General features: G+C 65.3%; 12 protein-coding genes. 7 read left to right on the plus strand and 5 right to left on the minus strand.

The window, feature by feature from the left end; translation table 11 throughout:
• Positions 1 to 45 precede the first annotated feature (45 nt).
• The 3 genes from BG60_RS16415 to BG60_RS16425 are packed head-to-tail and all read left to right on the plus strand — an operon-like array spanning position 46 to position 3,039.
• On the plus strand, positions 46 to 1,500 hold the full coding sequence (locus tag BG60_RS16415; protein ID WP_034472071.1) for an FAD-binding oxidoreductase: 1,455 nt from the start codon (positions 46 to 48) through the stop codon (positions 1,498 to 1,500).
• Positions 1,497 to 2,300, plus strand: a complete 804-nt coding sequence (locus BG60_RS16420; protein ID WP_008350349.1) for a metallophosphoesterase — start codon at positions 1,497 to 1,499, stop codon at positions 2,298 to 2,300. Before BG60_RS16415 ends, BG60_RS16420 begins: the two co-directional genes overlap by 4 nt.
• 28 nt (positions 2,301 to 2,328) lie before the next feature.
• Positions 2,329 to 3,039, plus strand: coding sequence for an SOS response-associated peptidase (locus tag BG60_RS16425; protein WP_034472073.1), 711 nt, complete (start codon positions 2,329 to 2,331; stop codon positions 3,037 to 3,039).
• 18 nt (positions 3,040 to 3,057) lie between these two features.
• Here the strand turns inward: BG60_RS16425 and BG60_RS38750 are convergent, their stop codons facing one another.
• The gene (locus BG60_RS38750) at positions 3,058 to 3,216 is read right to left on the minus strand and encodes a hypothetical protein (protein WP_160172895.1); all 159 of its coding nucleotides are present in this window, start codon (positions 3,214 to 3,216) and stop codon (positions 3,058 to 3,060) included.
• Positions 3,217 to 3,340: 124 nt separating this feature from the next.
• On the minus strand, positions 3,341 to 4,279 hold the full coding sequence (locus tag BG60_RS16430) for a LysR family transcriptional regulator (RefSeq protein ID WP_034472075.1): 939 nt from the start codon (positions 4,277 to 4,279) through the stop codon (positions 3,341 to 3,343).
• A 167-nt stretch (positions 4,280 to 4,446) separates the two neighbouring features.
• On the opposite strand from BG60_RS16430, the gene BG60_RS16435 reads away from it, so the two are divergent.
• Genes BG60_RS16435 through BG60_RS16450 form a run of 4 tightly spaced genes read left to right on the plus strand, consistent with a single transcriptional unit; the run spans position 4,447 to position 9,257 of the window.
• The gene (locus tag BG60_RS16435) at positions 4,447 to 5,958 is read left to right on the plus strand and encodes an efflux transporter outer membrane subunit (RefSeq protein ID WP_034472078.1); all 1,512 of its coding nucleotides are present in this window, start codon (positions 4,447 to 4,449) and stop codon (positions 5,956 to 5,958) included.
• A gap of 2 nt (positions 5,959 to 5,960) precedes the next feature.
• Positions 5,961 to 8,162 carry an FUSC family protein gene (locus BG60_RS16440; RefSeq protein ID WP_051996523.1) on the plus strand — a complete coding sequence of 734 codons (2,202 nt, stop codon included), beginning with the start codon at positions 5,961 to 5,963 and terminating at the stop codon, positions 8,160 to 8,162.
• Positions 8,149 to 8,352: a DUF1656 domain-containing protein gene (locus BG60_RS16445; protein WP_008350357.1), complete on the plus strand. Its 204-nt coding sequence runs from the start codon at positions 8,149 to 8,151 to the stop codon at positions 8,350 to 8,352. The genes BG60_RS16440 and BG60_RS16445 overlap by 14 nt, the downstream gene beginning before the upstream one ends.
• 41 nt (positions 8,353 to 8,393) lie before the next feature.
• Positions 8,394 to 9,257, plus strand: a complete 864-nt coding sequence (locus BG60_RS16450; RefSeq protein ID WP_034472081.1) for an efflux RND transporter periplasmic adaptor subunit — start codon at positions 8,394 to 8,396, stop codon at positions 9,255 to 9,257.
• Between the two features lie 66 nt (positions 9,258 to 9,323).
• Here BG60_RS16450 and BG60_RS16455 read toward each other — a convergent pair whose 3' ends face one another.
• The 3 genes from BG60_RS16455 to astB all read right to left on the minus strand — a co-directional run bounded on the left by BG60_RS16455 (position 9,324) and on the right by astB (position 12,591).
• Positions 9,324 to 10,127 (minus strand): ABC transporter substrate-binding protein, encoded by an 804-nt coding sequence (locus tag BG60_RS16455; RefSeq protein ID WP_034472083.1) that lies wholly within the window; start codon positions 10,125 to 10,127, stop codon positions 9,324 to 9,326.
• Positions 10,128 to 10,250: 123 nt separating this feature from the next.
• On the minus strand, positions 10,251 to 11,267 hold the full coding sequence (astE, locus tag BG60_RS16460) for a succinylglutamate desuccinylase (protein WP_034472085.1): 1,017 nt from the start codon (positions 11,265 to 11,267) through the stop codon (positions 10,251 to 10,253).
• On the minus strand, positions 11,251 to 12,591 hold the full coding sequence (gene astB / locus BG60_RS16465; protein ID WP_008350361.1) for an N-succinylarginine dihydrolase: 1,341 nt from the start codon (positions 12,589 to 12,591) through the stop codon (positions 11,251 to 11,253). Before astB ends, astE begins: the two co-directional genes overlap by 17 nt.
• Position 12,592 lies beyond the last annotated feature (1 nt).

Here is a 12,592-nt window from a genome sequence, read left to right on the forward strand (position 1 = left end):
CGATACTGTGCACTACGCTCTACCGGATCCTTTGCCCATCTGCCCATGACCGCCACTCAAGCTTTCATCGCCGCGTGCGCCGACGCTCTCGGTGCATCGCATGTCCTGACCGACGCCTTCGATACCGAGCCGTACCTCGTCGACTGGCGCAAGCGCTATCGCGGCACTGCGTGCGCCGTGCTGCTGCCCGCCGATACCGCGCAGGTCGCGGCCGTGGTCCGGATCGCTCGCGAGCATCGCGTCGCGATCGTGCCGCAGGGCGGCAACACCGGTCTCGCAGGCGGCGCAACGCCAGATTCGAGCGGGGCGCAAGCCGTCATCAGCCTGAAGCGGCTCAATCGCGTGCGCGGCGTCGATCCGCATAACAACACGATCACCGTCGAAGCGGGCGTCGTGCTCGCCGAAATCCAGGCGCGCGCCGAAGAAGCGCAACGGCTGTTCCCGTTGAGTCTCGCCGCCGAAGGCAGCTGCACCATCGGCGGCAATCTCTCGACGAACGCGGGCGGCACCGGCGTGCTGCGCTATGGCAACACGCGCGAGCTGTGTCTCGGCCTCGAAGTCGTGACGCCGCAGGGCGAAATCTGGGACGGCCTTCGCGGGCTGCGCAAGGACAACACCGGCTACGATCTGCGCGATCTCTTCATCGGGGCGGAAGGCACGCTAGGCATCATCACGGCGGCGGTCATGAAGCTGCATCCCGCGCCGGTCGCGAAGGTCACGGCGCTGGCCGGGCTCGCTTCGCCGCATGCCGCGCTCGACTTTCTCTCGCTGGCGCAGCATCACGCGGGCGCGCTTCTGACCGGCTTCGAGCTGATGTCCGATTTCTCGATGCGGCTCGTCGGCAAGCATTTCCCGCAACTGCGCTATCCGTTCGGCGAACCGCACGCGCAAACCGTGCTGCTCGAACTTTCCGACAGCGAGAGCGACGAGCACGCCCGCGCCCTCTTCGAGCGGCTGATGGAAGAAGCGCTCGAGAAGGGCATCGTGGAAGATGCCGTCGTCGCGGAAAACCTCGCGCAGTCGCAGGCTTTCTGGGATCTGCGCGAGCATATTCCGCTCGCGCAGGCCGAGGAAGGTCTGAACATCAAACATGACATCGCCGTGCCCATTTCGAGCATCGGGCGGTTCATCGAGGAAACCGATGCGATCATCGCGAAGACAGTGCCCGGCGTGCGCATGGTGACGTTCGGCCATCTCGGCGACGGCAACCTGCACTACAACGTGCAGGCGCCCGAAGGCGTCGACCCAAAGCGCTTCCTCGGCGAATTCCAGACGCCGATCAACGCGCTCGTGTATGACCAGGTGCACCGGCACCGCGGCAGCATCAGCGCGGAGCACGGCATCGGCCAGTTGAAGGTGGATGAAGCGATGCACTACAAGTCGCCGGTCGAAGTCCGTCTCATGCAGACGATCAAGGCCGCGCTCGATCCGGACAACCTGATGAATCCCGGCAAGGTCGTGCGCTGGAACGCGACGCTCGCGAAGGAGAACATCGCATGAAGATTCGCGTGCTGTCGGACCTGCATCTCGAATGCGACGAGCCGCTGGCGATTCCGTATGCAGAGGCCGATCTCGTCGTGCTGGCTGGCGACATTCACAACCACGCCGAAGGTTTGCGCTGGGCCGCGGAAAATTTCGATTCCGACGTGCCCGTCGTCTACGTGCCCGGCAATCACGAATACTACGACGCCGAGTTCGGCGCGATGGAAGCGGCAATGCAGGACGCCGCGCGCAGCGTCGACAACGTGCACTATCTGAACAACGCGTCGCTGGTGGATCGGCGCGGCGCGTGGCGCGTGCTTGGCACGACGCTGTGGACCGACTTCGCGCTGTTCGGCTCCGGCGATGCGCAAATCGAAAACGCCAAGGCCGCGTGCACGAAAGTGATGCTCGACTATAAGGGCCTCATTCAACTCGCGTGGCCCGAGCCGGACGGCGAACCGCGCGAATTCGCACCGGACGATTCCCTCGCGCTGCACGAACAGTCGCGCGCATGGCTCGAGAGCGAACTCGCGAAGCCGTTCGCAGGGCAAACGATCGTCGTCACGCACCACGCGCCGATGCGCCAGAGCCTCGCGCCGCGTTACGCGGAAGATCTCGTGTCCGCGGGCTTCGTTAATCATCTGCCGTCGCTCGCGCGCGCGCCCGCGTCGTTGTGGATTCACGGCCACACGCATACATCGTTCGATTACGAAGTGGACGGCACGCGCGTCGTGTGCAATCCGCGCGGCTACTTCAGCCGCCGCGAGCAACGGTGGGAGAATCCGGATTTCGCGTGGGACAAGGTCGTCGAAATTTGAAACGTCGCGGACTTTGCGGAGGAACGCCATGTGCGGCCGAATCAGCCAGTACCGACTGCCGATGCATTACGCGCAGCGTCTGCATTTGAGAAATCCGTTCGTGCTGGTCGATGCCGCCGACAGGCGTCCCGGCTATAACCTGTCGCCCGGCACGCATCCGCTCGCCGTCTATCCCGACGAAACCATCCGCGCGGTGCATTGGGGCTATTGCCCGCCGTGGGCGATTCAGAAGAAGCTGCCGCAGACCATCAACGCGCGCGTCGAGACGGCGGCGACGAGCGCGTATTTCAAGCATTTATGGAAGAAGGCGCGCATTCTCGTGCCGGCCGATGGCTGGTTCGAATGGCGTATCGAGCCACGCCCGGGAGACCCCGCCGCGAAGCCTTTCAAGCAGCCCTACTTCATTCAGCGCGCGGACGGCGAGCCGATGTACCTCGCCGCGCTGACGAGCATCATGCGCGACGACGACGCTGCCGCGCCCGGCGCGGGCTTCGTCATCGTGACGGCGGCGGCGGACGAAGGACTCGTCGACGTGCATGACCGGCGTCCGCTCGTGTTCGCGCCGGCAAACGCGCGCCGCTGGCTCGATCCGGACGCGTCGCCCGACGATCTCGCGGCGCTCGTCGAGTCGGACGGCGTGCCGGCGTCGCACTTCGTCTGGCACCGCGTATCGGCCGATGTGAATCGCGCGACCAATGATGAGCCGCGACTCATCGAGCCGCTCGAAGCCTCGCTGTGAAGGCTGTGTGAAGTTCGTTTAGCGCCGCGGCCGATCGTCGTCGATACGGATCGGCACCAGGCGCCGCTTCGCCTCGCGCTCCGACTGCGCGCGCATGGCGTTGAACAGATCGCGCGACGCCGGAACGGCGAGCAGGACGAGAAGCGCGGCGAGTGCGAGCAAAAGGGGCGTACTCATGTGACTTATCCCGGTCAAAGATGCGTGAGAACCAGTGCAGAAAGTATCAAGCTGCGGACAAATCGTGAGTAAGCAAGTGTTGCGCCGCGGCTTTTTTCGTAACTGAACGCAGCTTCATCCGTGTTCAGGCGACGACGAATCCCTTGAGCGATTCCGCGTCGGCCGCGAGCGTGTCGGGCAGCGCCTCGCGCAGGAACTCGACCCACGTGCGGATCTTGGCATCGAGATACTGCCGCGACGGATAGAGCGCGTACACGTTCAACTCCTGCATCGTGTATTGCGGCAGCACGCGCACGAGCGTGCCCGCGCGCAAGCCCGGCAGCGCGGACGACGTCGGCAGCACGCCAATGCCCATGCTTTCGCGGATCGCGGCGACCATCGCCTCGGCGACGTTGACCGTGAACGTGGACGGCCCGAGACTCACCGTCTCCTGACCGTTCGGGCCGTCGAAAACCCAGCGGTCGGCCGGAAACACCGGCGTCATCAGATGCAGGCAGGTATGGCGCACGAGATCGGAGAGCACGTGCGGCGCGCCGTTCTTCTCGATGTACGCCGGCGACGCGCACGCGATGCTGTACACCGAGCCGAGACGCGCCGACACGAGACCCGAATCCGGCAGATCGGAAGCGAGCACGATCGACACGTCGTAGCCTTCGTCGAGCAGATCGGGCACGCGCTGCGCGAGCGTCAGATCGACCTGCACCGAAGGATGCCGCTGCTGATAGCGCGAGATCATCGGCACGACGTAGTGCTGGCCGAAGCTCGTCATCGAATGGACCTTGAGCTTGCCGGACGGACGCGCGTGCGCATCGCCGGCCTCGGCTTCCGCCTGATCGACATAGGCGAGGATTTGCTCGCAGCGTTGCAGATAGCGCTCGCCCGCTTCGGTGAGCGCGATGCGCCGCGTCGTCCGGTTCAGCAAGCGCGCGCGCAAGTGCGCCTCGAGGTCGGATACGGCGCGCGATGCGTAAGCCGTCGTCGTGTTCAGATGCTGCGCGGCCGCGGTGAAGCTGCCCGCTTCCACGACCCGCACAAATACGCGCATGTTCTGGAGCGTGTCCATGCCGCTAATTCCGTCTTAAAAATCGTTCGTGACTCGGATTGTTACACGCGTAACAACAACGATTATCACATCCCTCGTAAAAATGCTTTGCATCCTTACGGGTTATTCGACAATCTGCGCAAAAATATAATCACTTCTTGGCATCAAATTCATTTTAGGAGTGAATCGTGCGGGGACGACTGTCCAGAAGCGCTGCAGGCGCGGCCGTTCTTGCAGCACTATTAACAATCGGTGGATGCGCAAGCAGGGGCAAAATCGCGCCGCAGGATTCCCTCACGGACGCGGCGACGCTCGATGCCGGCAGCGCCATTCGCGCCGCCAACGCAGACGCCCAATGGCCCGCCGAGCAATGGTGGCGCGCCTATCGCGACCCGCAACTCGACGCGTGGATCGCACGCGCGACCGCCGGCAGCCCCACGCTCGCGATGGCCGCGGCGCGCGTGCGCGAAGCGCAGCAACAGGCGGGCGTCGCGCACTCCGAGTTGCTGCCGCACGTCGACGGCTCGATGAGCATCGCTCGCAAGAACTGGCCCAACAACGATTTCTACGGCCCGGGCACGTACGCCGACACGACCACCTGGGACAACACCGCGGGCCTGTCGCTGTCGTACAACCTCGATCTCTGGCATCGCGACGACAACAACGCCGAGCGCGCGCTGGACGTCGCACACGTTCGGGCCGCCGATGCCCGCGCCGCGCAACTCGAACTAGAAACGAACGTCGTGCGCGCGTATATCGGCTTTTCGCAGTCGTTCGCGCTGCTCGATATCGCGGAGCAGACGCTCGCGCAGCAGGAGCGCATCGCGGATCTCGCGCGGCGACGTTTGAAAGGCGGGCTCGGCACGCAGCTCGAAGTCAGCCAGGCCGAAGCGCCCTTGCCCGAGTACGAACGTCAGGTCGATGTCTACAAGGAAGAGATCCAACTGGCGCGCAACCAGTTGGCGGCGCTCGCCGGCGACGGCCCCGGCGCGGGCGAAGCGCTCACGCGTCCCGACCTGTCGCTCGCCACGCCGCTCCCCCTGCCCTCCGCGCTGCCGGCGGAACTCGTCGGACATCGGCCGGATATCGTCGCGGCGCGCTGGATGGTGGCCGCGCAAGCGCGTGGCATCGATGTCGCGAAGGCCGGGTTCTATCCGAACATCAATCTCGCTGCGTCGCTGACGCAGGCGTTCGCGGGCGGCGCGCTGCTCTCGTTCCTGACGCGCGACGCATCGGGCTACAGCTTCGGCCCCGCGATCTCGCTGCCGATCTTCGAAGGCGGACGCCTGCGCGCGCAGCTCGGCGCGGCATCGGCGCAATACGATCAGGCCGTCGATCATTACAACGCGACGCTCGTCGCCGCGCTCAAGGACATCGCCGATCAGGTCGTGCGCGTGCATTCGCTCGATACGCAGCTCGAAGCGTCGGGCCGCTCCGTCGCCGCCGCGCGCAAGAACTACGATCTCGCGAACGAAGGCTACAAGCGCGGCCTCACCGATTATCTGAACGTGCTGATCGCGCAGACGCAATTGCTCAAGGCGCAGGACGGCGAGGCGCGCGTGCGCGCGCAACGCCTCGCGTCCTACGCGACGTTGACGTCGGCGCTCGGCGGCGGCATCGACGATCCGTCGAACGGGCCGCAGCAGACCGCGCTCGCGCCGTCGAAGCATATCGGGCCGTTCAGCAAGGCACGGGATTGAGCATGTCGACGCCCGCTTCTCTCATCGGACGACAGCCGCTCAAGGAGGTCGTGCTCGACTGGGCGCGCACCGACGGCCTCGCGTGGATCTACATCTTCAAGGCGGTGCTCGCGGCGCTGCTGTCGCTGTGGATCGCGATGCGCCTCGACATGGCGCAGCCGCGCACCGCGATGACCACCGTGTTCGTCGTGATGCAGCCGCAAAGCGGCATGGTGCTCGCAAAGAGCTTCTATCGTTTCTGCGGAACGATGGTCGGTCTCGTCGTGATGATGATCTTCATCAGCCTGTTCTCTCAGCAGCCGGTGCTGTTCCTCTCGGCGACGGCGCTGTGGGTCGGCGTCTGCACGGCGGGCGCGGCGCGCAATCGCAACTTCCGCTCGTACGGCTTCGTGCTCGCCGGTTACACGGCCGCGCTGATCGGCATTCCGGCGGCGCAGCATCCGGAGGCCGCGTATCTGTCGGCGCTCACGCGCGTCGGCGAAGTGACGCTCGGCATCGTGTGTTCCGGCGCGGTGAGCGCGCTCGTCTTTCCGCAGCACGCGGGCGAGCAGGTTCGCACGACGGTGCGCCGCCGCTTCGCGCAGTTCGTCGATTACGTGTGCCGCGCGCTGTCGGGCAACATGGAACGCGCGCAGATCGAGCGAACCAATCTCGCGTTCGTGTCGGATATCGTCGGCTTCGAGGCCGCGCGCAGCGTCGCCGTGTTCGAGAATCCCGAATCGCGGATGCGCGGCGGGCGGCTCGCACGTCTCAACAGCGAGTTCATGAGCGCGTCGACGCGCTTTCACGCGCTGCATCAGTTGATGAACCGGCTGCGCGAGAACGCATCGGCGACGACGATCGCCGCGCTGGAGCCATTCTTTCGCGAAGTGCCGCCGCTCTTCTCGGTATCGGGCGAACCGGTGAAAAACGCCGCCGATGCCGCGCACGCCGCCGCGCAACTGCGCGACTACAAGGCCGCACTGCCCCGGCGCGTGCGCGCGACGCGTGCCGCGCTCGAAGCGGATCCGGACTTCGCGCAACTGGAGTTCGATACCGCGACGGAACTGCTGTATCGCTTCGTCGACGACATGCTCGCCTATGCCGAAACGTATGCGTCGCTGAGCTCGCCGTCGCACGAACGCGAGCGCTGGATCGCGCGCTACGTGCCGAAGACGAACCTGCTCGCCGCGGCGATTTCGGGCCTGCGCGGCGCGATCGTGATGTTCGTCCTGTCCGCGTTCTGGATCGCGACGGCGTGGCCGAGCGGCGGCACGATGGTGCTCAACGCGGCGGCCGTGTGCGCGCTCGCGTCGTCGTCGCCGCGTCCGACGCTCATGTCCGCGCAAATGGCGCTCGGCACGATGCTCGCGGCCGTCGCCGGGATGATCGTCGTGTTCGGCGTGTTTCCGCATATCGAGGGCTTCGCGATGATGTGCGCCGCGCTCGCGCCCGCGCTTTTGCTCGGCGCGTATCTGAGCACGCGGCGCGCGCTCGCCGGCGTGGGCATCGGCTATTGCATCTTCTTCTGCTTTCTCGCGGGGCCGGACAATCTCGTGCACTACGATCCGACCAGCTACATGAACGATGCCCTCGCGCTCGTGCTGTCGATGATCGTCGCGGCGGTCGCCTTCGCCGTCCTGCTGCCGACCGATGCGCCGTGGCTGCGGCGTCTCCTGCTCAGCGATCTGCGGCGCGAAGTCGTGAGCGCGCGCCATGGGCGTCTCACGCGTCTCACGACGCACTTCGAAAGCCGCACGCGCGATCTGCTCGCGCAAATCAACGCGCTCGCGACCGGACGTCCCGACTTGCAGCGCGATGCGTTGCAATGGCTCTTCGCCGTGCTCGAATTCGGCAACGCGGTGATCGATCTGCGACGCGAGATCGCAGGGCTGTCGAACGCGCCGCAGTACGCGGCGTCGATGCCGTGGCGCCGCTCGATCGACGCGACGCTCGACGCCATCGCGCGCCTTTTCGATCGCCCGAATGCGCAGCGCTTCGACGCCACGCTCGCCGCGACCGAACGCGCGATCGACGATACGCGGGATGTGCTCGCGCGGTTCGATCTGCCGCGCGAGGAAAAGCATCGGCTGCAGCGCATCGCCAGTCATCTTCATTTTGTCCGGACCGCGCTGCTCGATCACGAATCGCCGTTCGCGCCCTTCGTGCACGGTGCGCCGGTTCGGAAACACACGCCAGAAGGAGCGGACCATGTTCCCGCGTAACGTCGCGATCCTCGAAGCCTATGTGCCGACGATCCTGCTGCTCTTCATCGCCGGCGCGATGATCACATGGGTCGTCGACCGCGCGCTCGCGCTGACGGGCCTTTATCGCGTGGTCTGGCATCCGGCGCTGTTTCGCGCGAGTCTGCTCGTCTGCATTTGCGGGACGCTCGGGCTCATCGCGTATCGCTGAATCGACATCACCTTCATACAAGCTGAAAAAGAGTTCGCATCATGATTCTCAGGAAAATCATCGGGCTGGTTTTGACGATCGCCATTTTCGCGGTCGCGCTCGTCATCGGGCGCGTGCTGTGGGTGCATTACATGGACGAGCCGTGGACGCGCGATGGCCGCGTGCGCGCGGATGTCGTCAACGTGGCGCCGGACGTGTCGGGCGCGGTCGTGCAGTTGCCGGTTCGTGACAATCAGTCCGTGAAGAAGGGCGATCTGCTGATGGAGATCGATCCGTCGCATTACCGGATCGCGGTCGAGCAGGCGCAGGCGAACGTCACCGCGCGCGCGGCCGAATTGCGCATGCGCCGTGCGGACGCCGCGCGCCGCGCCGACATGGACAGCCTCGTCGTATCGAAGGAAGCGCGCGAAAACGCGATGCAGACCGCATCGACCGCCGAAGCGCAGTTGCAGCAGGCGCAGGCCGCGCTCGATGCCGCGAAGCTCAATCTCGAACGCACCAAAGTGTTCTCGCCGGTCGACGGCTACGTCACCAACCTGAACGTGTTTCGCGGCGACTACGCGACGGCGGGCGCCGCCAAGCTCGCGATCGTCGACAGTCATTCATTCTGGGTCTATGGATACTTCGAGGAAACGAAGCTGCCGCATGTGCGTATCGGCGACAAGGCATCGATTCGCCTGATGAGCGGCGGCGAGCTGAAGGGGCACGTCGAGAGCATTTCGCGCGGCATCTATGATCGCGACAATCCGCAAAGCCGCGAGCTGCTCGCCGACGTGAACCCGACGTTCAACTGGGTGCGGCTCGCGCAGCGCGTGCCGGTGCGCGTGCATATCGATGAAGTGCCGGATGGGGTGCTGCTCAGTGCGGGGACGACGGCGACGGTGATCGTCACGCCGTCGATGTGACCTAAAAAAAGCCCGCTCCCGGGACCACTCCCGAAGCGGGCTTCTCACATCCGGCAAACCGAAGCCTTACTTCAACACCACCTTCACATCGAAATACTTCTGCGCGAAGCGATCGATCGTCCCGTCGTCCTTCAGCTCCTTCAGCGCGCGATTGAGCGCATCTTTGAGCGCCTTGTCGTTCTTGCGCACGCCGAAGCCGACGCCCGAACCCAGCAGCTTGTCATCCGCCACGGCCGGGCCAGCGAACGCAAAGCCCGCGCCCTGCGGCTGCTTCAGAAAGCCCTTCGACGCCGCTTCGGCATCCTGGAACGCCGCATCGAGACGGCCCGACGCCAGATCGGCATAAATCTGGTCCTGCGCCTGATACGACTCGACATCGATGCCCGCCGTCGCCCACTTCGCCTTCGCGTAGGTTTCCTGGATCGAGCCCTGCAGCACGCCGACGCGTTTGCCCTTCAAACCGTCGACCGTGGGCTGAATCGCGCTGCCCTTCTTCGCGATCAGCTGATTCGGGATCGTGTAGATCGGATCGGTGAAGTCGATGGCGAGCTTGCGCTTGTCGGTGATCGTCATGTCCGAGTTGATGCCGTCGAACTTGCGCGCCTGCAACGCGGGAATGAGACCGTCGAACGAATTCTCGACCCACACGCACTTCATCTTCAGCTTCGCGCACACCGCGTTGCCGATGTCGATATCGAAGCCCTGCAGCTCGCCGCTCGGCGACTTCGATTCGAACGGGGCGTAAGACGCTTCGACGCCGAAGCGCAGTTGCTTCATGTCATCGGCCGCTTGCGCGTTCGACGCGACGACGGCGGCGCCCAGCACCGCCAGCGCGGCGAGCTTGCGACCGATCAGATGCGATTTCTTCAACTTCCATCTCCTTCCATTGCGGTTCGATACAGGTGTGATGATCCGACACCGGGGCGCGATTGTAGCGCGCACCCGCGGTGCGTCGGATAAACATCGGGAAGTGAATCGATGAACCGTTGCCGGTCAATCGAGAGAGGCGAGCGTCGAATCGGTCGTATCGACGACCATCAAGCCGGCGCGCAGGCCCGGCTTGACCTTCGGATTCGGAAACACGATGCGCTCTTCGTCGTGCGACACGCGATAACGATAATCGCCGTCGCGCGCGAGCTCGGTGCCGGCGGAGAACGCGGTGAAGTTGGGCACGTCGCTCGCCACGTTCAGCACGAATTGCTCGCTCTGCTTGTCGATTTGCGCGACGACCGTGAACACGCGCAGCGGCGCGCTTTCCTTCGCCGCCTCGCCCGCAATCAGGCGACGCAACGCCGCATCCGATGCGGCAAAACGCGCGAGATCGTTCTGACCGAACGGGCGCACCTTGCCGAGTTCGAGCGTGCAGGCGAGCGCCCCCGCGTGCTGCGCCGTGAAGTGCGTGAACGTGTTGCCCTTCTCGCGATGCAGGAGCACCGCCTGCAGACGCGCATCGCGCAGCCAGTCGAACATCGCGCGGGCGAGCGGCGCGCCGGTGTGCGGCAGTAACGCGAACTGCTCGAACACCGACGCGCGAATCGCCGTATGCATGTCGATGTGCCATTTCGGATGCGTGACGCCATCGAAGAACTTCAACGCGGCGTCTTCCAGTTCAGCGGCGCGCGGTGCTTCGCGGCTGTCGCGCAAATCCGCATGACGGCCGCTGAACAGGCGATTCAGGTCGTCGTCGAGATAGCGGTCGGCGGCACGCATCGCGTCGATGTTGCCGAGGATCACGAGCATGCGCGCGACGAGCGGCGCGCGGCCGTTCGCGATATCCGCGACAAGCGAGCACAGCATTTCGATCGGCGCGGTTTCGTCGCCGTGAATGCCCGCCGACGCGAGCACGCTATGCGTCGGTTCTGTCGCGGGTTCCAGCAGCAACACGCCCTCGCCCTGCCAGGTCCAGCGCACGCCCGAAGGCGCGACGCCCTGTGCGACGGAAGGGCGCCCGCCGTTGAGCGTGAAGGCGAGGAAGTCTTCGAGCAAGGACGAATCAGCGCTGAAAGTCATAGACGGCACCGAGTCCGAGGATGGTCGTCAGTTCGTCGAGCGCGCCGCGCGATTCGGCGAGCAGTTTCGGATCGGCGAGATCGGCGGGCGCGAGGCGATCGCGGTAATGCCTGTCGATCCACGCGTCGAGTTGCGTGAAAAGCGCGTCGTTCATCCACACGCGCGGGTTCACCGCGGCGCGCTCGGCGTCGTTCAGCACGACGCGCAGACGCAAACAAGCCGGCCCGCCGCCGTTCTTCATGCTTTCGCGCAGATCGAAGACGAGCACTTCGTCGATCGGCGTCTTGCGGCCGCCGAGGGAATCGAGATACGCCGCCACGCGCGCGTTCTCGCGGCATTCCTGCGGCACGACGAGCACTTGCCTGCCGTCCTCGCGCGACAACAACTGGCTATTGAAGAGATACGACGAAACCGCATCCTCGACGCTCACTTCGCTGTCCGGCACTTCGAGCGCGTGAAACGGCGTGCCTTGCGCGCCGAGCTTCTCGCGTAGCTCGTCGTAGACCTTGTGCTGATCGACGAACGCGCGCTCATGGCAAAAGAGCGTCGTGCGATTGCCGACCGCGATGACGTCGTTGTGGAACACGCCCGCATCGATCACATCGGGCGATTGCTGCGCGAACACGGTCGCATCGGCGGATAAACCGTGCAGGCGCGCGACCGCGCGGCTCGCTTCGAGCGTCTGACGCGCGGGATAGCGCTGCGGCTGCGAACCCTGGCCGTACTCACTGCGCCCGTACACGAAGAACTCGACGCCCTTCTCGCCGTACTCGCGCGCAAAACGCGTATGGTTCGCCGCGCCTTCGTCGCCGAGCGCGGGCGTGCCGGGCAGCGCGTGATGAATGCGAAAGCGCGCTTCGTCGGCGAAGATCGCGCCAAGCGAGCGGCGCGTTTCGCCATGCTCGATCGCGCGATGCAGCTTGGCCGCGAGATTCGCCGGCGTGAAGTGGACGCGCCCGTCTTCCGTATCCGCGGACGGACTCACGGTCGCCGCATTCGCGGTCCACATCGCCGATGCGGAGCTCGCCGCCGCCAGCAGTTCCGGCGCTTCACGCGCGGCGCGGGCGATCACGCTGGCGTCGTCGCCGGAAAAGCCGACGGCGCGCAACAGCCTGATCGACGGGCGTTCGAGCGGCGGCAACACGCCCTGCCGAAAGCCGAGATCGGCGAGCCGCTTCATCTTGCGCAAGCCCTGCTTCGCGGCGGCCTTCGGATTGGCCACCGACTTCTCGTTGTTGCGCGACGCGACGTTGCCGAACGAGAGTCCCGCGTAGTTGTGCGTCGGGCCGACGAGCCCGTCGAAATTCGCTTCGGTTGCAAGCATG

The sequence above is a fragment of the Caballeronia zhejiangensis genome (assembly GCF_000698575.1).
Lineage (GTDB): Bacteria > Pseudomonadota > Gammaproteobacteria > Burkholderiales > Burkholderiaceae > Caballeronia > Caballeronia zhejiangensis.